This window comes from Amphritea sp. (assembly GCF_050300915.1).
Taxonomy (GTDB): domain Bacteria; phylum Pseudomonadota; class Gammaproteobacteria; order Pseudomonadales; family Balneatricaceae; genus Amphritea.
On sequence record NZ_JBNKYN010000017.1, the window covers coordinates 1 to 22,177 of the forward strand.

24 protein-coding genes are annotated in these 22,177 nt (G+C 51.0%); 1 reads left to right on the forward strand and 23 read right to left on the reverse strand.

Features of this window, described 5'->3' with window-relative positions; translation table 11 throughout:
• Window positions 1-111: 111 nt before the first annotated feature.
• The 17 genes from der to trmJ form a co-directional block, all read right to left on the reverse strand.
• Window positions 112-1,527 (reverse strand): ribosome biogenesis GTPase Der, encoded by a 1,416-nt coding sequence (der, locus tag ACQY8X_RS06535; protein ID WP_428034340.1) that lies wholly within the window; start codon window positions 1,525-1,527, stop codon window positions 112-114.
• A 94-nt stretch (window positions 1,528-1,621) separates the two neighbouring features.
• Window positions 1,622-2,770 (reverse strand): outer membrane protein assembly factor BamB, encoded by a 1,149-nt coding sequence (gene bamB, locus ACQY8X_RS06540; RefSeq protein WP_428034341.1) that lies wholly within the window; start codon window positions 2,768-2,770, stop codon window positions 1,622-1,624.
• Between the two features lie 3 nt (window positions 2,771-2,773).
• Window positions 2,774-3,421, reverse strand: a complete 648-nt coding sequence (locus ACQY8X_RS06545) for a YfgM family protein (protein WP_428034401.1) — start codon at window positions 3,419-3,421, stop codon at window positions 2,774-2,776.
• A 42-nt stretch (window positions 3,422-3,463) separates the two neighbouring features.
• Window positions 3,464-4,702 carry a histidine--tRNA ligase gene (gene hisS / locus ACQY8X_RS06550; protein WP_428034402.1) on the reverse strand — a complete coding sequence of 413 codons (1,239 nt, stop codon included), beginning with the start codon at window positions 4,700-4,702 and terminating at the stop codon, window positions 3,464-3,466.
• A 60-nt stretch (window positions 4,703-4,762) separates the two neighbouring features.
• Window positions 4,763-5,746, reverse strand: a complete 984-nt coding sequence (locus ACQY8X_RS06555) for a RodZ domain-containing protein (protein ID WP_428034342.1) — start codon at window positions 5,744-5,746, stop codon at window positions 4,763-4,765.
• Window positions 5,743-6,504: a type IV pilus biogenesis/stability protein PilW gene (pilW, locus tag ACQY8X_RS06560; protein ID WP_428034343.1), complete on the reverse strand. Its 762-nt coding sequence runs from the start codon at window positions 6,502-6,504 to the stop codon at window positions 5,743-5,745. Before pilW ends, ACQY8X_RS06555 begins: the two co-directional genes overlap by 4 nt.
• Before the next feature lie 40 nt (window positions 6,505-6,544).
• Window positions 6,545-7,678 carry a 23S rRNA (adenine(2503)-C(2))-methyltransferase RlmN gene (gene rlmN, locus ACQY8X_RS06565; protein WP_428034344.1) on the reverse strand — a complete coding sequence of 378 codons (1,134 nt, stop codon included), beginning with the start codon at window positions 7,676-7,678 and terminating at the stop codon, window positions 6,545-6,547.
• A 53-nt stretch (window positions 7,679-7,731) separates the two neighbouring features.
• Window positions 7,732-8,139, reverse strand: coding sequence for a nucleoside-diphosphate kinase (gene ndk, locus ACQY8X_RS06570; protein ID WP_428034345.1), 408 nt, complete (start codon window positions 8,137-8,139; stop codon window positions 7,732-7,734).
• A 165-nt stretch (window positions 8,140-8,304) separates the two neighbouring features.
• Window positions 8,305-8,499, reverse strand: coding sequence for a Fe-S cluster assembly protein IscX (gene iscX, locus ACQY8X_RS06575; protein ID WP_428034346.1), 195 nt, complete (start codon window positions 8,497-8,499; stop codon window positions 8,305-8,307).
• A 45-nt stretch (window positions 8,500-8,544) separates the two neighbouring features.
• Complete coding sequence (gene fdx / locus ACQY8X_RS06580) at window positions 8,545-8,883, reverse strand: ISC system 2Fe-2S type ferredoxin (RefSeq protein WP_428034347.1); 339 nt, start codon at window positions 8,881-8,883, stop codon at window positions 8,545-8,547.
• A complete protein-coding gene (gene hscA, locus ACQY8X_RS06585; RefSeq protein ID WP_428034348.1) occupies window positions 8,883-10,757 on the reverse strand; it encodes a Fe-S protein assembly chaperone HscA in 1,875 nt (624 codons plus the stop codon). Before hscA ends, fdx begins: the two co-directional genes overlap by 1 nt.
• 6 nt (window positions 10,758-10,763) lie before the next feature.
• A complete protein-coding gene (gene hscB / locus ACQY8X_RS06590) occupies window positions 10,764-11,306 on the reverse strand; it encodes a Fe-S protein assembly co-chaperone HscB (RefSeq protein WP_428034349.1) in 543 nt (180 codons plus the stop codon).
• Between the two features lie 72 nt (window positions 11,307-11,378).
• Entirely contained in the window at window positions 11,379-11,702 is a 324-nt protein-coding gene (gene iscA, locus ACQY8X_RS06595) for an iron-sulfur cluster assembly protein IscA (RefSeq protein WP_428034350.1), read from the reverse strand.
• Between the two features lie 33 nt (window positions 11,703-11,735).
• A complete protein-coding gene (gene iscU, locus ACQY8X_RS06600; RefSeq protein WP_428034351.1) occupies window positions 11,736-12,125 on the reverse strand; it encodes a Fe-S cluster assembly scaffold IscU in 390 nt (129 codons plus the stop codon).
• A gap of 35 nt (window positions 12,126-12,160) precedes the next feature.
• Window positions 12,161-13,375, reverse strand: a complete 1,215-nt coding sequence (locus tag ACQY8X_RS06605; protein ID WP_428034352.1) for an IscS subfamily cysteine desulfurase — start codon at window positions 13,373-13,375, stop codon at window positions 12,161-12,163.
• A gap of 32 nt (window positions 13,376-13,407) precedes the next feature.
• On the reverse strand, window positions 13,408-13,893 hold the full coding sequence (gene iscR, locus ACQY8X_RS06610; protein WP_428034403.1) for a Fe-S cluster assembly transcriptional regulator IscR: 486 nt from the start codon (window positions 13,891-13,893) through the stop codon (window positions 13,408-13,410).
• A gap of 134 nt (window positions 13,894-14,027) precedes the next feature.
• Window positions 14,028-14,762 carry a tRNA (cytosine(32)/uridine(32)-2'-O)-methyltransferase TrmJ gene (gene trmJ, locus ACQY8X_RS06615; protein ID WP_428034353.1) on the reverse strand — a complete coding sequence of 245 codons (735 nt, stop codon included), beginning with the start codon at window positions 14,760-14,762 and terminating at the stop codon, window positions 14,028-14,030.
• Between the two features lie 129 nt (window positions 14,763-14,891).
• Between trmJ and ACQY8X_RS06620 the strand changes: the two genes are divergently transcribed.
• A complete protein-coding gene (locus ACQY8X_RS06620) occupies window positions 14,892-15,704 on the forward strand; it encodes an inositol monophosphatase family protein (protein WP_428034354.1) in 813 nt (270 codons plus the stop codon).
• Between the two features lie 160 nt (window positions 15,705-15,864).
• Here ACQY8X_RS06620 and ACQY8X_RS06625 read toward each other — a convergent pair whose 3' ends face one another.
• The 6 genes from ACQY8X_RS06625 to hflX form a co-directional block, all read right to left on the reverse strand.
• Complete coding sequence (locus ACQY8X_RS06625) at window positions 15,865-17,160, reverse strand: adenylosuccinate synthase (protein ID WP_428034355.1); 1,296 nt, start codon at window positions 17,158-17,160, stop codon at window positions 15,865-15,867.
• Between the two features lie 34 nt (window positions 17,161-17,194).
• A complete protein-coding gene (locus ACQY8X_RS06630) occupies window positions 17,195-18,379 on the reverse strand; it encodes an ATP phosphoribosyltransferase regulatory subunit (RefSeq protein WP_428034356.1) in 1,185 nt (394 codons plus the stop codon).
• Between the two features lie 23 nt (window positions 18,380-18,402).
• Window positions 18,403-18,600, reverse strand: coding sequence for a DUF2065 domain-containing protein (locus ACQY8X_RS06635; protein WP_428034357.1), 198 nt, complete (start codon window positions 18,598-18,600; stop codon window positions 18,403-18,405).
• A 128-nt stretch (window positions 18,601-18,728) separates the two neighbouring features.
• Window positions 18,729-19,610 carry a protease modulator HflC gene (gene hflC / locus ACQY8X_RS06640; RefSeq protein WP_428034358.1) on the reverse strand — a complete coding sequence of 294 codons (882 nt, stop codon included), beginning with the start codon at window positions 19,608-19,610 and terminating at the stop codon, window positions 18,729-18,731.
• Complete coding sequence (gene hflK / locus ACQY8X_RS06645; protein ID WP_428034359.1) at window positions 19,610-20,800, reverse strand: FtsH protease activity modulator HflK; 1,191 nt, start codon at window positions 20,798-20,800, stop codon at window positions 19,610-19,612. The genes hflC and hflK overlap by 1 nt, the downstream gene beginning before the upstream one ends.
• A gap of 55 nt (window positions 20,801-20,855) precedes the next feature.
• Complete coding sequence (gene hflX / locus ACQY8X_RS06650) at window positions 20,856-22,175, reverse strand: ribosome rescue GTPase HflX (protein WP_428034360.1); 1,320 nt, start codon at window positions 22,173-22,175, stop codon at window positions 20,856-20,858.
• Between the last annotated feature and the right edge of the window lie 2 nt (window positions 22,176-22,177).

Genomic DNA, 22,177 nt, shown 5'->3' on the forward strand with positions numbered 1-22,177 from the left:
AAAACCGCCTCACGGCGGTTTTATGTTTTGTCTTTGCTTTTTCTAGCAGGAAACGCAGTTTCCGTTCTCGCCCTAGCAAGCGACGAAGTCGCGTCTAGCTCCTGTAGAACCTTACCGCTTTCTTCCTTTCTTTTTCTGCTTATCATTATGCAGTTTCTGGCGCAGTTTTTTCATTACCTGCCGTTTCGTCAGTTCATTCTTCTTATCTTTGAAAGGGTTTTCACTGCTCTTGAACTCAAACCGCAGAGGTGTTCCTTTTATGCCCAGGACTTTGGCGAATTTATTTTCCAGATAGCGCTTATACGAGCCGGGTATTGCTGCCGTCTGGTTTCCGTGGATCACGATAATAGGCGGGTTAGATCCCCCCTGATGCGCATAGCGCAATTTGATACGGTTACCATTAACCATTGGCGGCTGATGATCAGCAACGATATCTTCCAGTAAACGGGTTAGTTTATTGGTCGCCCATTTGGCCATCGCAAAACCGTAAGCTTCATCGACGGACGCAAACAGATTACCCACTCCACTACCGTGCAACGCTGAGATGAAATGCATACGTGCGAAAGAGACAAATTCAAGACGACGACGCAGCTGTTCACGCACGACCTCTTTTTCATCTCCTGACATACCATCCCATTTATTGACAGCGATAACCAGCGAACGGCCTGAGTCGAGCACATATCCCAAAAGATGCAGATCCTGATCAGAAACACCCTCGCGGGCATCAATGACCAACACCACGACATTCGCATCGTTAATTGCGCGCAGAGTCTTGATAATGGAAAATTTTTCCACCGCTTCCGTAACATTTTTACGCCGACGGATACCTGCCGTGTCGATCAGAGTGTAGGGGTCACCATCTCTCTCAAACGGGATATAAATGCTGTCCCGGGTGGTGCCTGCCTGGTCAAACACAACGACGCGATCTTCACCAAGAATGCGGTTCACCAGGGTCGACTTGCCTACATTAGGGCGTCCAATGATGGCTATTTTCTTTTGCCGCTGACGCTCTTCATCCTCTTCAGTTTCTTCGCGAAGAGGAAGCTCTGCCAGCACATATTCGATTAACTGCGTAACACCACGACCATGAGATGCGGCGATAGGCAGCGGCTCTGAGAGCCCCAAACCGAAAAAGTCAGCGGTCGCAACATCAGGATCAAGACCATCGGTCTTGTTGACAATGAGATAGCTTTCCTTTTCTGAGCGACGCAGATGATCCGCAATCATCTCATCCGCAGGATTAAGGCCTGCACGGGCATCAACCAGAAACAGAACAATATCAGCCTCTTCAATCGCCAATAGCGACTGTTCCGCCATTTTGTAGTCTATCCCTGCTTCGTCACCGGAGATACCACCGGTGTCGACTACAATATAGTCCCGCTCACCCAGCCGCCCTTCCCCATACTTCCGGTCACGTGTCAGACCTGAATAGTCAGCAACGAGCGCATCGCGACTTTTTGTCAGCCTGTTAAACAGTGTCGATTTGCCCACATTTGGACGGCCGACGAGTGCAATTACCGGAAGCATATTTTTATTACCAACTTTTAAAAAACGTTTTCATATAAAACAAAATGGCGGCTACCTGACACAACAGATAGCCGCCTGAATACCCATGCAGTGATTAGTTCAGCTGTAGCGCAACCAGACGCCCACCATTACCTAACACGTACAGTACATCATCTACAACGGCCATATCGCCACGAACGCCGTCACTATCGACCTGATAACGAGCGACAAAATGCCCGTCAACCTGGGACATGAAGTGCAGGTAACCATCAAAATCTCCGACAACAACCGTGGTGCCCAACGCCATTGGAGCAGTTGTTTGGCGATTTTCAAGTGCTGTCTGCCGCCAGACACTAGCGCTACTACGCTGATCGAACGCCTCAATAAATCCATCCGCCTGACTGACATACACGTTGCCAAATCCTGCGGTCAGGCTTTGATAGCTCGATGCATTCTGCGACCAGAGAATCTGAGCATCCTGCGCACTAACCGCAACCAGTTTCCCCTGATAGCTGACAATATAGATAACACCATTAATATACAGTGGACGCGCATCTATATCGATCAGACGTTCCAGCTCGGTTTTACCTTCCGGAACAGTAATCTGACGCTCCCACAACTCAGCACCACTATCATTTCGCAAAGCAACCAGTTTACCGTTGGCAAAACCAGCAATGGTCACATTTGATGCAACGATAGGCGAACTTGTGCCGCGCAAAGTGAGCCGGGGGATCTGACTATCGTAACTCCAGAGGCGCTTACCGCTACTGATATCCATAGCCACCAGTTTGCCGTTTTGCAGCTGCGCAACCGCAATATCGCTATTCATCTGGATGGGACTTAGTGTTTCACTACTGAGCTGCTGGCGCCACATCTCAGCACCATCAGTGGCACTGAGCATAACGACCTCACCGGATTCAGTGGTAACAGCAACATGGTTTGGCCCGACGCCCACACCTCCTAACAGTGGAGTATCGAGATCATGTTCCCAGATGGGTTTACCATCTTTACGCTCATACGCGAAAACTTTACCCTCAACATCCAAGGCATAGATCACGTCCGCGTTGATAGCCAGACTCAGTTTATTAAACTTCGCTCCAAGGCCCGCCCCGACTGAACGGCTCCAGAGAACTTTAACCTCTTTTTCAGCTTGGAAGTCCACCAGCTCAGCTGGCTCAACTTCAACCTCACCGCCCCACCAACCGCAGGCATTGATAGTCAGTGTGGTAATAGCAAGCAGTAACACTCTGCACAGCTGTTTCATCTGTTAACTTCCTTTAACGGCCAGGCTTTCAAGCTTAAGGCTGAGGAGTGGACGCCCCCCCTGAGGTGCATCCGCGATAGCGGCCTGATAGGCAGCGCGCGCTTTATCAACCTCTCCCATCTGCAGATAGAGGTCCCCTTTCAACTCAGCTACGCTGACACTGAAACTCGGCTCTTTAAGTCCTTCCAGAAGCGCAACCGCCTTGTCCAGATCACCCATCGCGGCCATTACCCGCGCTTTGCGCATCGAAGCGACCGCCTGCATAACACTGTCATCGGACTGAGCCAATACCCAGTCCAGCTCACTCAACGCTGCCGGATAGTCACCAGCATCAACAAACAGACGCGCACTGAACAGAGCGCCAAAACGGGCATAAGCGGTGTCACCATATTCAGCTTTTAGCGTCTTCGCCAGATGTGCAGCAGTCGCCCGCTGGGCGTCAGTCGCTTGCGGCGCACTCGCCAGAGATACGGCCTGTACCAAGTTCTGGTACATGGCGGCTGCGTTTTCTGCCGTCACACGCTGATTGTTCTGCCAGGCCTTCCAGCCGAAGACAACGGCCAGCGCCAGAGCAATAGTCAAAACCAGAGACTTACCGTTCTCTTTCCACCAGTTCTTTAACGCTTCAACCTGTTCTTCTTCAGTGCGCATATCCGACACAGCTTGCTCCTAATCGCCTTCTCAATTTATTTATTATGCCTGTTGCTGTTGTTGCAGCAAGCTACTCAGGTGGTTGACCTGAACATCATAGGTTGGTTCAGAGTTATACCACAGGTTGGCAAGCAGAGACTCGTTTTCTTCACGAACCAGCACCACCCAGGGCGCGCCTGTCTGTCGCGCTTTACTACTGATATTTTTCAGACCACTGCAATGCACCCGAACGCGCAACCCGGGCAGTTGATCGCGCAACTGTTCTGCCAACAACATCAGCGATTGCTGTAAGCCTTTATGTTCAGCAGCCAGATAGAGATCAAACGGCTGTTTAACCTCAGCCGGAATTACTTCGAGTGTTTCCAGTAACAGAATCAGACGTTCAACACCCATGGCAAAACCGACAGCAGGAGTAGGCCGCCCTCCGAGCTGCTTCACCAACCCATCATAACGCCCACCGGCACACACAGTACCCTGAGCACCAAGCTTATCGGTGACCCACTCAAACACTGTTTTGCAATAGTAATCCAGCCCACGAACCAGGCGTGGATTCAGCTCATAGGCGATACCTGCCTGATCAAGCATTGCGCACAGTTCAGCAAAATGCTCACGGGACTCCGTATCCAGATACTCATTCAGCGATGGCGCATCATCCAGCAACGACTGGGTTTGCGGATCTTTACTGTCGAGAATCCGCAGCGGGTTACTACTCAAGCGGCGCTGACTGTCTTCATCCAACTGATCCTTACGCGCCGAAAGATAGGCGACCAATGCCTCTTTATACTCTCTGCGGGCCTCATTACTGCCAAGGGAGTTCAGTTGCAGAGTAACGTCATCAAGAATACCCAGTTGCTTCCACAACCGCGCACTGAGCATAATTACTTCAGCATCAATATCGGCACTGGACATACCAAAAGTTTCTACACCTATCTGATGAAACTGACGATAACGTCCCTTCTGCGGCTTTTCATAGCGAAACATCGGCCCCTGATACCACAACCGCTGGGCCTGGTTAAACAGCAACCCATGCTCTTCACCAGCACGTACACAGCTGGCAGTACCTTCAGGCCGTAATGTCAGGCTCTCACCGTTGCGATCCTCAAAGGTGTACATCTCTTTCTCAACGATGTCGGTCACTTCGCCGATAGAACGTTTAAAAAGATCTGTTTGCTCAACAATCGGCATACGGATCTCAGAATACCCATAAGCACTGAGTACCGACTTCACACTCTTCTCAAGAAAATGCCAGACCGGTGTCTGGTCTGGCAGGATGTCATTCATTCCGCGTATGGCGTTAATCTTGGCCAATGTTCGTTACCTGATCTGTTACTGCTTTATTAACTATTGCGGCAGTGTCAGGCGTACTACGCCTGAACGACTGTCGCGATTAAACTCTACCGGCGAACCGTTGAAAAAAACCTCTCCCACGGCCTCAACCCTGCCCAGCAGAAGCTTTATCGGCGTTTCGCCAACGACACTGAGTTCACTTCCGGCGGGCTTAACCCGCATCGCCAGCACCTTACCGGTATGATCTTCAACACTCACCCAACATTCATCGGTAAAGGTGATCCGCAGGGAAGCATCATTCTCACCAAGTGGCTGCTGATCAGACGCTTCGACAACCTCATCTTCAGCAACAGGCGCTTCTACCGTATCAGCTGTTTCAGCCGTGCCCTCGGCTATAACCGCTACAGAGCTGTCGACGCCGATATCTGCTGCGCTGCCCTGTTCATCTTCAGCAACGATAGCCGGCATGGCCGGATCGGTTTCTGACGACTGTCCATAGGGTTGCTCAATGTTTTCCGTGATGCCAGACGGAACAATCAATGTGCTGCCATCAACGGATTCAACCTCTACCGATTGAGACACCGGCAACTTGGAAACTGGCTGATCAACGCCCTGTTGAGTTTTCCACCACCAGACCGTGGCGGCAATAATTACCAGCACAAAAATCCAGGCAGACCACTTAATAACCGGATCCCCCAGTTTGGCCGTGGACTGCACCCCAGGAGCGATACGGAACTGAGGTGCAGCACCCACGCCAGTGCGTCCGTAAAGACGATCAAACAATCCCAGATAGTATACAGAATCCAGCTTCAGCAGTTTGGTATATGACTGAACATATCCCCGGGCAAACACCATACTTGGCAGTTCATTGAAAGCGCCACGCTCCAGTGAATCGATATATTTCTCTGACAGTCTTAACTCACGGGCAACATCATTCTTGGTGAGCCCCTGTTGCTCCCTGGCAGCCGCCAACTCCCCAGCCGGAAACGCGGTTTCGAGCCCTTCATCCTCTTGATTCAGCAACTGCTCATTACTCACGGAGTAGACTCCTTATACTGCTGATACTCTTCTGAATCCGGAAACATATTTTTCAGGATCAGACCATAGGTCGCAGCATCAACGCCGCTATTCTTCAACCGGGATATCCGCACCCCAAGCCACAGACTCTGAGCGCTATGCTGAACCTGTTTTGCATCCACCATCGCGCTGAACTGATCAAACAAACTAATCGCTTCTGCCTGATCGCCTTTCTGCATCATCACATCAGACAGCTGCAAAATGGCCAGAGGCCTTTTCGGATTCAATGTCAGACTACGCTTAAAGGCATGCTCTGCAGCATCCAGACGATCAATCAGCAAATAACACCGGCCAAGGTTTTCAAACGCCTGGCTGCGCTGATTATAAAAGGGATCTTCAGTGGCCCGGGCCAACTCTTTACAGGCCTCAGGGTAACGCTTAATACTAAAGAGAAAAGCGCCATAGTTGTTATGCATCATGGCGCTGTCAGGCGCTACTTTAATCGCCTTTTTAAAGTAGCTTTCTGCCAACGACACATCTTCTTCCATCTGGAACACCATCGCCAGGCCGTTATACGCCTGGGCAGAATCCGCATCAATCTCAATAGAGCGCTGAAACGCCAGTTTTGCGTTGCCGGTATCACCCCGACGTAAATACTGCATACCTAACGAGTTATATGCCTGAACCGCCTTAGGAACATCCTGCTCTGCTGTCGAGACTTGCTGCCCCGCACATCCAGTTATCAATAGACTAATCAGTAATATCAGATAACCTTTCAATCGTATGCACTCCTGGCGAGATTAATGTCACATGTCTGAATTAACGGGGCGGTTCCTGTTGCACCCCGCTCGCGTCCGTAAGCGGGATATACTTTTCGCTGCGACGGGTACGGTCCATTACCTGTCCAACCAACTGTCCACAAGCCGCATCTACATCATCCCCCCGGGTGCGGCGAACAGTCGTAACAACACCAGCCTTAACCATCACCATCTTAAACGCCTGGATCGCATCTTCAGACGGGCGCCGGTAGTCTGAGTTCGGAAACGGGTTAAATGGTATTAGGTTTAGCTTGCAGGGTAAACGCTTTAACAGCTTAACTAGCTGTTTTGCTTGACTTGGGTGATCATTTACACCGGCTATCAGAGTATATTCGACGGTGATAACCCGCTTATCCTTCAGGCTTGCCATATAACGGTTGCAGGCATCCACCAGCTCAGCGATCGGATAGCGCTTATTGATCGGCACTAACTGGTCACGCAGCTCATCGGTTGGTGCATGCAAAGAGATCGCCAACGACACATCCGTGACCTCACTCAGCTTATCGATCTGCGGCACCACACCTGCGGTACTCAAAGTAACACGGCGCTTGGACAAACCGTAAGCATTATCATCCATCATCAGATGAATCGCGTCGACGACATTGTCAAAATTCATCAACGGCTCACCCATTCCCATCAGCACCACATTGGTAACACGGCGATCACCGTTGGGGTCAAACGGGCCGAATGAACGGATCGCAACCCGTACCTGACCAATAATTTCTGCAGCACTCAGGTTGCGGTTAAAACCCTGTTTACCCGTTGAGCAGAAACTACAGTCCAGCGAGCAGCCAATCTGGGATGAAATACACAGCGTCGCCCGGCCATTTTCTGGAATCAGCACCGCTTCTACCGCAGAGCCACCATCCAGACGAATAACCCACTTACGGGTACCGTCTTTGGAAATATTCTGCACCAGCACTTCAGGCTCGCGAATTTCAGACACTTCACTCAGCTTTTGCCTCAGCGACTTGCTGATATTGGTCATTTCATCAAAGCTGCTGGCACCAAACTGATGAATCCATTTCAGCACCTGAGTCGAGCGAAACGGTTTTTCGCCGATGCTCACAAAATACTCTTCCAATTTCTTTGGAGAGAATCCGAGCAGGTTAATTTTAGGAGTGGATTCAGTCATAAGGGTCTCAACTTTCATGAAATGACGGGCCGCCGGTCAGCGGCCCGCTGGGATTACTTACCGAAGAAGTAAGCGATCTCACGTTCTGCAGACGCTGCAGAATCAGAACCGTGTACAGCGTTCGCATCGATAGACTGAGCGAAATCACGACGGATAGTACCTTCAGCCGCTTCCTGTGGGTTAGTCGCACCCATCAGTTCACGGTTCAGAGCGATAGCGTTTTCACCTTCCAGCACCTGAACAACAACAGGACCAGAGGTCATGAATTCAACCAGATCACCGAAGAAAGGACGCTCTTTGTGCTCAGCGTAAAAGCCTTCAGCTTCTTCACGGGTCAGTTGCTTCAGTTGCATCTCAACGATTTTCAGACCGTTGGATTCAAAACGGGAAACGATTTTACCGATAACATTCTTTGCAACTGCATCAGGCTTGATGATAGAAAAAGTACGTTCGATAGCCATGTGCTATTAATCCTCTGTGTAAAGTTCAGGGCCGTTTAAAGCCTGCCGACTAAAGTCGCAGACTTGCCAGAAAAATGAAACGCGCAATTATACGCTAAGCTATCCTGACTGAACAGCGCCTCCAACCACGAAAAAGCCCGCATTTGCGGGCTTTTTCAGCATTAGCTACTGACGTTCTTCAATCCAGGCCATCTGAATCCCTTCCAGCACTTTCTCACCACACCGTTCAGGATCATCATCGAAGCCATCCAGCCCCATTACCCATTCGTACAACTGGGGAAAACTAACTGTCAGTGGATCCGTATCCGGATACGCCTCATCCAGCTCTATTGCGATATCGTAAACATCTACCCACTTCATAACCGCCTCCGGTCTATTCTACAGCTCAGGTATTAAACTCAGGTTTCAATGACGTTCAGAAACCTGATTAATCGTATACCTTGGTATCTCAACCACCAGGTCATCCTCACCAACCACCGCCTGACAACTCAAGCGGGACTCGGGCTCCAGCCCCCAGGCTTTATCCAGCATATCATCCTCAAGCTCATCAGACTCTGCCAGCGAACCAAAGCCCTCCCGAACAATCACATGACAGGTGGTACAGGCACAGGACTTTTCACAGGCGTGTTCTATCTCAATTCCTTCCCGCAAAGCAGCATCGCAGACAGTTTCCCCCACTTCAGCCTCAATCACCCTGCCCTCTGGACATAGCTCCTCATGGGGCAGAAAAATAATCTGTGGCATCAGGCACCTCCCTCAATCTCGTTAATACTATGACCTTTAAGCGCCTTTCTAATGCTTTGATCCATTCGCCGGGCCGCAAAAAAATCGCTGGCCTGAGACAAGACCTTCACACCATTCTCAATTGCCGATGTATCGGTTCCGTTGCGCAGCATCAGCAGACGATCCATCTGCTCACGCAGATGCTCAACTTCTTCCGGGGTTAGCAGAACATCCCCGTCTGCCTGTATCGCCTGTTCCAGCGACAACAACAAGCGATCCGCCTCAACCTGTTGCTCACGCAAATTGCGCAGCACCATATCATCTTCAGCAAAGCTGTAAGAGGCCTTCAGCATCTCTGCAATCTCATTGTCATCCAAACCATAAGAGGGCTTAACCTGAATTTCACTCTCAATTCCACTAGACAACTCTTTCGCCGACACCCCCAGCAGGCCATCCGCATCCACCTGAAAAGCGACTCTGATTTTAGCAGCACCAGCCGTCATCGGCGGAATACCCCGCAGCACAAACTGAGCCAGCGAGCGACAGTCATCAACCAGCTCCCGTTCTCCCTGCACCACATGGATCATCATCGCCGTCTGACCATCCTGATAGGTGGTAAACTCCTGCGCCCTGGCAACCGGAATCGATGTATTCCGGTGGATAACTTTCTCAGCCAGCCCCCCCATGGTCTCAAGCCCCAGCGACAGGGGCAGCACATCCAGCAACAGCATCTCGCTATCAGGTTTATTACCCGCTAACACATCCGCCTGAATAGCAGCACCAACCGCAACTACGCGGTCCGGATCGATATCAATTCGCGGTGCACGTGCAAAAAAAGCTTCAACGCGACTGCGCACAACCGGCATCCGGGTGCTGCCACCAACCATGACAACATCCTGAACCTCTTCGATAGCAACCCCCGCATCTTTCAATGCCCGACGACAAGCACGGATGGTTTTACTTACCAGAGACTCAACCAGACTATCAAACAACTCCCGGGACACCTCTAACGAGATTTTCTGACCTGCATGATCCAGGTCCACAGCAACCGTCGGATTATCAGTCAAACGCTCTTTCACCCAGCGGGCTTTCTCAGTGAGATAGCGCGACTCGCCCGCAACCACCTCTTTACCGCCTAGCTGTTCAAGAAACCATTGTGCCAATGCAAGGTCGAAGTCATCGCCACCCAGAGCACTGTCGCCACCGGTCGCCAGCACCTCAAACACCCCTTTATTCAAGCGCAGAATAGAGATATCAAAAGTACCACCACCAAGGTCATAAACCGCAATGACACCCTCTGCCGCTTTATCCAGACCATAAGCAACCGCAGCAGCAGTCGGCTCATTCAGCAACCGCAGAACTTTAATTCCTGCCAGCTGCGCGGCATCTTTAGTCGCCTGACGCTGGGCATCATCAAAATAAGCGGGAACCGTTATCACCGCACCTTCAAGCTCACCTTCAAGGCTCGCCCGGGCACGCGCCTTCAGGGTTTTCAGAATTTCCGCAGAGATTTCAACAGGACTTTTATCCCCTGCAACCGTCTGCAAATAGGGCATGCCGCCATCCCGCTCAGCAAAGCGATACACAGCCTCGCCTTCAAGCCCTTTCAGATCATCAATACCACGCCCCATCAGACGCTTTACGGATACAATTGTGTTAAACGGGTCAACCGAGGCTTTCGACAGCGCTGCCTGGCCAACCACCACTCCCTGCTCGGTATAACGCACCACAGAGGGCAGCAGGTGGCTACCCCCTTCATCAGGCAGGGTGGATGATTCGCCACTGCGTACGGTAGCGACCAGCGAATTGGTAGTACCTAAATCGATGCCTACCGCAAGCTTACGCTTGTGGGGTTCAGGACTTTGTCCCGGTTCTGCTATCTGCAATAACGCCATATTTATTTATTCGTCGAAAAGTTGATCTTCAAGAGCCTCGATTTCACGGCCCAGCTTATCAATAAACTGCATCTTTCTGACACACACTGCGGCAGCCTCCAGTGCTGAAGGCGTCGACTGTTTGTAGTATCTATCAAACTGATCACGCAAAGAGTTCATCTCCTGATCAACCGTTTGCTGCAATACCGCAAGATCCGCCTCTGGATCTGCCGAACCAGCAACCTCTTCCAGCGACTCCCGCAACTCCATTTGTTGCATAAGGAACATGGGATCAAGCTGCACCTGAGTTTCAGAGAATGTATCAATACCGTCCAGCTTCAACAGATATTGAGCACGGGAGAGAGGATTTTTCAGTGTCGAGACCGCCTCATTCAAATAGGCAGTGTACTGGACTGAGAGCCGACGTTCGCGATCAGAAAGATGTGAAAAACGATCAGGATGCAGGGTTTTCTGCAACTCCCGGCTTCGCTCAGACAGGGCTTGCAGGTCCAGCTGATACGTCACCGGCAGAGCTAAAAACTCGAAATAGTTCTGGGTAATATCCATCATTCAACCAGCAAGTGAAAAGGAGGTTAACCGTATTAAAGCGCCCAGGTCTTCAGGCACTTTAATAACTCGGCGCTAAATATTAAAACTTTCGCCGCAACCGCACTCGTTTTTGACGTTAGGGTTATTAAATTTAAACCCCTCATTAAGACCCTCTTTAACGAAGTCGAGCTCGGTACCATCCAGATAAAGCAGACTCTTAGGATCAATCACAACACTCACACCGCCAGACTCAAACACCTGATCTTCATCCTGAACATCATCAACAAACTCCAACACATAAGCCATACCGGAACAACCAGAGGTGCGAACCCCCAGACGAATGCCATACCCATGTCCCCGGGTCTTAAGATATTTACTGACATGATCAGACGCTGCCGGTGTCATTGTAATTGCCATGAATCCGTTTACTCCGTTGAGCCATTAGCCCTGTTATTGCTTTTTCGCCTGCTTTTCTTTGTAGTCGGCAACCGCCGCTTTAATCGCATCTTCTGCTAACACTGAGCAGTGAATCTTAACCGGCGGCAATGCCAGCTCTTCAGCGATCTTAGTATTCTTCAGTTCCTGCGCCTGATCCAGAGTCATCCCTTTCACCCACTCAGTCACCAGGGAGCTGGAGGCAATCGCCGAACCACAGCCATAGGTTTTAAACTTAGCATCTTCAATAATGCCGTCTTCACTCACCTTAATCTGCAGCCGCATAACGTCACCACAGGCAGGCGCACCCACCATACCTGTACCGATGTTATCATCCTGATCATTCATTTTGCCGACATTACGAGGATTTTCGTAATGATCGATAACCTGTTCACTATAAGCCATAACGACCTCCTAAAGCAGTTTCCACCGAATGAAGATTAGTGGTGAACCCATTCAACTTTGCTTAAATCAACACCGTCTTTATACATATCCCACAAAGGAGAAAGTTCGCGGAGTTTCCCAACTGCTGTACGAATCTCAACAACAGCTTCATCAATATCTTTTTCCGTCGTAAACCGACCAATGGAGAAGCGAATAGAACTATGCGCCATCTCATCATTCAGCCCCAACGCCCGCAGCACATAAGAGGGCTCAAGGCTCGCAGAGGTACAGGCAGAACCTGAAGATACTGCCAGATCTTTCAGTGACATCAGCAGAGACTCACCTTCAACATAGTTGAAACTGACGTTCATATTACCGATGTAGCGCTGATGTTCAGAACCGTTCAGATAGATCTCTTCCATATCGGACAGACCATCCCAAAAACGCTTGCGCAGAGCGGTAATCCGCTCTTTCTCCTGATGCATCTCAGCCTTGGCAATAGCCGCAGCTTCACCCATACCGACAATCTGATGAGTCGCCAGTGTACCGGAGCGCATACCACGCTCATGACCACCGCCATGCATCTGTGCTTCCAGGCGAACCCGGGGCTTACGCCGCACATACAACGCCCCCATCCCTTTGGGGCCGTACATTTTATGTGCTGAGAGAGAGATCAGATCGACCTTCATCTGCTCAACATCGATATCCACTTTACCGGCACTCTGGGCAGCATCAACATGCAGCAGTACACCCTTTGCCCGGGTAATCTCGCCAATAGCAGCGATATCATTGATTACACCGATCTCATTGTTCACATGCATCACAGACACCAGAATAGTATCTTCGCGTAACGCCGCTGCAATGGCTTCCGGCTGGATAATGCCCTCTTTATCCGGATCAAGATAGGTCACTTCAAACCCTTCACGCTCCAGCTGACGACAGGTATCCAGTACCGCCTTATGCTCAATCTTAGAGGTAATGATGTGCTTGCCTTTTTTCTGATAAAAATGCGCCACACCCTTAATTGCCAGATTATCAGACTCTGTCGCGCCGGAGGTCCAGACGATCTCTCGCGGATCGGCATGCAGCAGATCAGCAACCTGACGACGGGCCGTTTCAACAGCTTCTTCGGCCTTCCAGCCATACACATGTGAACGGGATGCCGGGTTACCGAAATTACCGTCCATAGTGAGACATTCAATCATCTTGTCAGCAACCCGCGGATCGACCGGCGTCGTTGCAGAATAATCAAAGTAGATTGGTAATTTCATTGTCTATACTTCTCCAAATCCCGAGTCGCAACTCAGGCCGTTACTTTTGCGGAAATACGTGAATCCTCAAATGGGGCGATATGCACACGCCCCTGGCGCTCAGCTACACTGCGAACGTCATTTCTTTCCATCAGGTCAGCCAGCGATATCTGACTTAAAAAATCATGAATCTGACTACTCAGATCACACCACAGATGATGCGTCAGGCACACATTACCATCATGACAACTACCAGTATGCCCACAGCCCGTGGCATCGACTGATTCATTAACAGCATCAATCACCTGAGCCACATCAATATCCTGCTGCTCCCGGTTAAGCTGGTAACCGCCGCCAGGACCACGTACACTACGAACCAGTTCATTGCGGCGCAGCTTAGCAAACAACTGCTCAAGATAGGACAGGGAGATGCCCTGACGCTCGGAAATATCTGCCAGACTGACTGGTCCCTTTCCGGCATGTATCGCCAGATCAAGCATTGCTGTTACCGCATAGCGGCCTTTAGTCGTTAATCGCATCACCAACCTCTCCGTCATTCTTTGTGCTTCAAGGAAGCTTGATGCATTATGCAATACCCAACCTTTTTGGTCAACTATTAAACCAACTAAAACAGTCAACTATTAACCCTTTCTCTATTGCCGCCCCAGGCGCCTTAATCTCGGCAGCGCTTCTGAATCGCCGACAACATTCCCCGCAGCACATTCACCTCTATCTTATCGGGCACCGCGCGCAGAAACAGACGCCTCAGCCGGGGCATCAGATTTCGCGGTTTCTCTGGGTCAAGAAACTCAACCTCTGTGAGCATCTGTTCAAGGTGATCAAACATCAACTCCAGCTCGCGACTTTCCGCCAGCTCCACATCCCAGTCAGTTCCCCAGTCAGGCCTGGCGGCAGTCACATCAAACACATTAGCCATGCGCAACTCATAGGTAATCACCTGAACAGCAGCAGCCAGATTCAGCGAGCTGAACTGCTCATTTACCGGGATATGAACATGCTGGTGACAACGCTGTAACTCATCATTAGTTAACCCCCGGTCTTCCCGCCCAAACACAATAGCCACCCGGGTAGTTTGCGGCAGCGGTGTTACAATCGCCGCCAACTCCCGTGGATTTACCAGAGGCCAGGGTATCGTCCGGCTACGCGCACTAGTCCCTACCACCAGGTGACAATCAGCCAGTGCGTCATCCAGGGTCTCAACAACCTGCGCCCGAGCCAGAATATCGTCTGCACCTGATGCCCGGGCCAGAGCATCCGCATGGGGAAACTTTTTCGGTTTCACCAGACTAAGATCGGACAATCCCATATTCTTCATCGCCCGGGCGACACCACCGATGTTGCCAGGATGAGTGGTATTAACCAACACGATTCGGATATTTTCCAGCATCTTTAACCCACTCACTCAAAAAAGGGGCATATTTTATCAGATATTTGCCAACTATTAATCCCGGACTGTTCTTTATATGACAACTGTTTTGTATAATGCGCGTTTTGCTTCCCTTACTGGTATTTACAGATGCAACCGATGGTTAATATCGCCCTTCGCGGGGCTCGCGTCGCAGGTGAACAGATCACCCGTTCAGTCGAACGACTCGATCTGATCAAATCCGAACAAACAAGTGTGATCGAATTTCTCGAAGACACCTGCAAACAAGCTGAACGCACTATCGTTAACGCGATCCATAAGGCGTATCCGGAGCATCAGATCAACGGCGAATATACTGGTACACACAAGCCTGAAGACCGGGCTTGCGATGTTATCTGGACAGTCAACCCGATTGACAGCATCCAAAACTTCTCCAACGCCCTGCCGGTATTTGCCCTGAGCATCGCCTGCCATCAACGCGGTAAGCTTGAGCATGCGATCATTCTTAACCCCGTTACCGGTGAAGAGTTTACCGCCAGCCGGGGACGCGGCGCTCAGCTGAACGGTAAGCGCCTGCGGGTCAGCAACCGTAAACTCCTGGATAACTCCCTGATCGGTAGCGGATTCTTTGGTCGCAGCAGCGACAAAGCCCATCTGGACAGCTTCCAGCAAATCTTTAAAAACATCACCCTTGAGAGCGGCAGCATCTACAGCGGCGGCTCACCCGCCCTGAATCTGGCATACACAGCAGCCGGACGTCTGGATGGCTTTTTCCAGATCGGTCTGAATCAATGGGAGATGGAAGCAGGCATTCTGATGATCCAGGAAGCTGGCGGACTGTTGTCAGATTTCACCGGTAACAACACCTACATGACGTCAGGCAATCTGGTAGCCGGTAATCCGAAAATCCTCAAAGCACTGCTACAGAATATTCGTCCAGCACTGAACGATTCGCTCAAGTAAACGCTTGCAGCACATATGAAACCGGGCGATGCCCGGTTTTTTTTCGCTGCACACCCCACCGAACAGCCAGATATTTCTAGCAGACACAAAAAACCCGGCAGAAAAAGCCGGGTTTTGTCTCAAGCACTATGACTGCCGATAGTTACGTTACATGCAACTATCAGGCATCAAATGGGTGGCGCAATACGATTGTCTCAACCCGATCCGGCCCGGTAGAGATGATATCAATAGGTGCACCGGTCAACTCTTCCAGACGCTTAATATAAGCAACCGCAGCAGCAGGCAGCTCATCCAGAGTTTTAGCCCCCAGAGTTGACTCACTCCAACCTGGCATCGACTCATAAACCGGAGTTACCGCCTCATAATCTTCACTACCACTCAGAGAGGTAACAACATTACCCTCTGCATCTTTATAACCAATACAGATCTCGATGGTCTCAAGACCATCCAGCACATCCAGTTTAGTCAGACAGATACCGGAAACAGAGTTAACCTGAATCGCGTGTTTTAAGGCCACTGCATCAAACCAGCCACAACGGCGGGCACGACCGGTCGTTGCACCAAACTCATGACCCCGCTCAGCCAGACGAGCACCCACAGCACAACCCAGCTCAGTCGGGAAAGGACCTGACCCCACACGAGTCGTGTAGGCCTTGGTAATTCCCAGCACATAATCCAGATACAGCGGACCAAAACCACTACCGGTAGAAGTACCGCCCGCAGTAGTATTGGAAGAGGTTACGTACGGATAAGTACCATGATCGATATCCAGCAGAGACCCCTGAGCCCCCTCGAACATAATATTCTCGCCGCGTACACGATAGTCATGCAGCAGCGCCGTCACATCAGCAACCATCGGACGCATGATTTCAGCCATCTGCAGCGCTTCTTTCAGCACCGCGTCATAACTAACCGCTTCAACGTTGTAGTAGTTTTGCAGCATAAAGTTGTGATATTCCATCACCTCTTTCAGCTTCACAGCAAAGCGCTCTGGATTCATCAGGTCATCAAGACGCAGACCGCGGCGCGCTACCTTGTCTTCATACGCAGGACCAATACCCCGACCGGTGGTACCGATTTTTGCTTCACCGCGCGCCAGCTCACGCGCCTGATCCAGCGCTACATGGTATGGCAGAATCAGAGTACAGGCAGGACTCAGACGCAATCTCTCGCGTACCGGCACCCCACGACCTTCCAGCTCGTCAATCTCTTTCAGTAACGCTTCCGGTGAAAGCACCACGCCATTACCGATCAGACAGAGTACATTATCACGCAGAATACCGGATGGAATCAGGTGCAGAACGGTCTTCTCACCATCAATTACCAGTGTGTGCCCTGCGTTATGACCGCCCTGAAAGCGTGCCACAGCAGTAGCCTGATCTGTTAACAGGTCGACGATTTTACCCTTACCTTCGTCGCCCCACTGCGTTCCTAAAACAACTACGTTTTTGCCCATTGGTTGTCTCTAGCGATTAATCAATCAAAAAAAGTTACAGGCTCTCGAGAACCCAAGCCCCATCCTGCTGCACCAACTGGTGAGTAAACTGCTGTGCATCTTCCACCACAGCATCATCCAGCAACGGCACAACACGCTCCCCCTGAGCTCTCAGCTTAGCCACAGCATCCAGAGCCGCAGAATCTTCGGTAGCCGGAACCCGCACAACCTTTCGTGCTGGCTTTTGCTGTGCTGCAGACAACTCTACAAGAGTTTTCAGATCAGCACTGAATCCGGTTGCCGGACGGGCACGACCAAAATCGCGCCCCACTTCATCATAACGACCACCCTTGGCAACCGCCTGCCCAAATGCCGGAACATAGGCAGCGAAAACCATACCGGTGTGATAGTTATAGCCCCGCAGCTCGCTCAGATCAAAATACAGATCAAGCTGCGGATAACGCCGCGATATCTGCTCCGCAAGGGCATCCAGATAATCCAGCGCGTCAATAATCGATGCTTCAACATCAGCGAAACAGCTGCGTGCTTTTTCCAGCACCTCCCGACCACCGTGCAGGGTTGGCAGCACAGCCAGGTGTGACTTAACTACTTCAGAAAGACCAGACGATGCCAGGAAGCGTGCAATTTCAGGCATATCCTTACGCTGCAACAGTTCAAAGTACTCTGCTTCCTGATTAGCCGTTAATGCGGCCTCGCCCATCAAACCACGGTAGATACCCACATGGCCCAGATCGAGACTCAAGTCCTGATTAACCTGCATCGCATTCAGGGTTTCCACCATCAGCGAGATAATCTCAACGTCGCTGGCAACACCGGAATGACCAAACAGTTCAGCACCCACCTGTAGCGGGTTTCGAGACGCCAGCGGATTCGCTGGCAGGGTGTGCAGCACCGTGCTGCAATAACAAAAACGCACCGGCCCCTGATTACTCAGATGATTCGCATCAATGCGGGCCACCTGCTGGGTAATATCAGCGCGAATGCCAAGCATCCGGCCGGTCAGCTGATCGGTGACTTTAAAGGTGTTCAGTTCCAGATCGCGGCCAACCCCCACCAACAGGGAATCAAGATGCTCGATCAGCGGGGTCATCACCAACTCATAGCCCCAGGTATCATAGAGATCCAGCAAACGACGACGCGCCGCCTCCACCTTTTGTGCCTGAGGCGGCAGCACCTCTTTGACGCCGTCTGGTAACAACCAGCGTTCTGCCAACGACATGTAACTCTCCGAAATACAGTGGATCAGTTAAATATATAAAGCAGGATGACGCCAGCCATCATACTTACAAAACCGGTTATGCGCAGGCCGCGGTTACTCACCAGCGCCAACTGATGAACCAGGTTACGCCAGCGTTGCGGATAGAGGAAAGGCATAATACCCTCCATCACCAGCATCAGGCAGAAACCGATCAGTAACTGGTGCCAGAGTTCAGAATGCATTACCCACCTCAACACAACGGCACAGCCGCCACATAAAAAAACCGGGTCAAAACCCGGTTACGGAATTCTACCACGGAACAGACGCTTTAGTGCAGCCTATTCCGCGGATTTTTTATACGACAATTGGCTTATTCCGCTGTCTTGCCATTGGAATTACCCAGATAGCGGAAGAAATCACTGTCAGGCTTGAGCACCATAATATCGCCCTGCTGATTAAACGCTTCTTTATACGCATTCAGACTGCGATAAAAAGCGTAAAACTCAGGATCTTTAGTGTAGGCCTCAGCATAGATACTGGCAGCCTTGGCATCACCTTCACCACGCACCTGCTGCGCATCACGATAGGCATTCGCCTCAATAACCGCCTTCTGACGATCAGCATCCGCCTGGATACCCTCTGCAAGCTCCTTACCACGAGAACGCAGTTCACGGGCTTCCCGCTCACGCTCAGTCCGCATCCGCTCATACACTGAAGCAGACACCTCCTGTGGCAGATCGATCTTCTTAACACGAATATCGATCAGCTCAATACCCAGCTCTTCCTGAGTCTGAACACTCAATGAACTGACCAGTTCCAGCATGAGCTCATCACGCTCACCGGAAACCACTTCAGTCAACGTCCGCTCACCAAACTGATTACGCAGGCCGGCATCGACGTTGGGCAGCAGCAGCTCAGCCGCTTTATACTCATCACCCGATGTTGCGGTGTAGTATTTTAGCGGATCAGTGATACGCCATTTGATAAATGAATCAACGATCAGACGCTTCTTCTCAACGGTCAGATATGACTGAGGCTGCGCATCCAGAGTTTGCACCCGCCCATCAAACTTACGCAGCGTATTGATAATCGGCCAGCGGATATGTAAGCCCGGTTTGACATCCGGATTAACAATCTCACCGAACTTCAACAGTACAGCCCGATCAGTTTCTTTAATAATATACAGGGTGTTGAAACCAACCACGATGAGCAACAACGCGATCACTACACCCGCCATAGATTTACCTGACATTAGCGTGTCTCCCGTGGGGTCGTTTGCTGGCGCTGACGAAGCTGTTCAACTACCTGATTGGTTACATCCCGTAGCTCAGAACTGCTCAACCGACTGGTATTAGTACCGGTTGCTGTACGGGGCCGGTTTTCAACCAGCTTATCCAGCGGCAGGTACATCATATTGTTACCACCTTCAACATCAATCAGCACTTTAGAGTTATTAGCCAGCACGGTTTCCATCGCATCAAGATAGAGACGTTCACGGGTGACTTCCGGCGCTTTGCTATACTCGGCCAGCAACGAAGTGAAACGTTTCGCATCACCCTCTGCCTGAGCTACAACCCGCTCGCGATAACCGCTCGCTTCCTCTTTCATCCGCTGAGCATTACCTCGCGCCTCAGGGACAATACCATTACGGTAAGACTCAGACTGGTTGATTGAGCGCTGCTCATCCTCACGCGCCTTGATCACGTCATCAAAGGCATCCTGAACCTGAGAAGGCGCTTTCGCCTCCTTAATATTCACCTGAGTGATGCGCAAACCGGTCTGGTAGTCATCCATATAACCCTGGAGACGCATTTTTACGTCATTACCCAGCACTTCACGGCCGGCCGTCAGAATAGAGTTCATCTCAGATGAACCTACGGTATGACGCAGCGCCGATTCAGAGGCATGCTGCAGACTCAGATTCGGATCACGAACTTTCAGAGCATAGTTAACCGGATCAGAGATGACGTACTGTACAGTCATACTCACATCAACGATATTCTCATCCTCTGTCAGCATCAGCGAGCGATGCTCATAGGCGCTTACCCGGGTGACATTGGCCGTCATAACATCATCGATCATCGGCGGATTCCACTGCAGGCCCGGCATCACCGTTTCATGATATTTACCCAGTCGCAGCACCACACCACGCTCCTGCTGATCCACAGTATAGAAGCCCATCACCGCCCAGCCGATCAGCAACACAACCACAACAACAGCCAGCAACCCGGCAGAAGAGCCGCCAGAAGGTCCGGAGCCAGAGCCGCCGTTACCTTTATTACCGCCGCTTTTACCAAATATACCGTTCAGCTTTTCCTGCAGCTTTTGCAGCGCTTCATCCAGATCAGGTGGCCCCTGATCCTTTTTACCACCACGGCGATCACCGCCGCTATTCCAGGGATCCTGATTATTCCCGTTACCACCAGGCTCATTCCAAGCCATACTGTACTCCGTTATAGAACTGTTTAGATCGTTGAAAAATTGTAAGTAGCATAGATTAACTATGCAACCACTCGGGTTTGTTAACATTAACGCCGAGGTATCTTTCCGGTGCAATGTTCATACGGCTTAACAGCTGCAGCAGATCTTTTTTCTGCATGCGTACTTCCAGATCAATGACACCCTGCTCATCCACCGCTTCATTCAAAACAGCGCCCTGAGCATACAGCTGAGCACGCAAACCACCCTCATCGGGCCTCAGGCTTAACTGCTCATGAAAAATATCATCAACCAATAACTCAGTGATCGCCTGAAACAGCAGATCAACACCCGCACCCGATACAGCAGACACCCATACTCGTACAGGTTTGCCCTCATCGTTACGGTCGATGCGGGCCTCCGCCCGTTCAAGCATATCGATTTTGTTATACACCTCGAGCGTCAGCACCTCATCCGCGCCGATCTCTTTTAGCACCGAGTGTACTTCATCCATATGCGACTGCCGGTCTTCATCATATGCGTCGATAACATGAAGCAGCAGCTCGGCTTCCGTAGTCTCTTGCAGAGTAGCACGGAATGCCTCGACAAGCTTGTGAGGAAGGTGACGGATAAAGCCCACGGTATCAGCCAGAATCGCAGGCCCGACATCGGTCAGATCGATACGCCGCAGCGTTGGATCAAGGGTCGCAAACAGCTGATCTGCGGCATACACCTCAGCGTCAGTGATACGATTAAACAGGGTGGATTTACCCGCGTTGGTATAACCTACCAGCGAGATTGTGGGTACCGCAGAGCGACTGCGGGCCCGACGCCCCTGTTCCCGCTGCTTGCGCACCTTCTCCAGCCGCTTAAGAATACTTTTAATTCTTGCCCGCAACAGACGACGGTCGGTTTCAAGCTGGGTTTCACCCGGCCCCCGCAGACCGATACCACCCTTCTGTCGTTCCAGGTGGGTCCAGCCGCGAATCAGACGGGTCGACATATGCTCCAGCTGTGCCAGTTCGACCTGAAGCTTACCTTCATGGGTGCGGGCACGCTGGGCAAAAATATCCAGAATCAGACCGGTACGATCCAGCACCCGACACTCAATTTCACGTTCGATGTTGCGCTCCTGACCGGGGCTTAAACTGTGATTAAAAATCACCAGTTCAGCACCATGCAGGCGCACGAGATCTTTCAGCTCTTCAACCTTACCAGAGCCGATAAACGTTTGGGGGTTAGGGAGACTGCGAGACCCGGTAAGAAAGGCTACCGGATCTGCACCAGCAGACAGGGCGAGCTCTTCGAGCTCTTTCGGACTTTCACGGTCCACCTCATCTGCCATATCGATATGAACAAGAATGGCGCATTCGCCAGACTCAGGGCGCTCAAAGAACAATG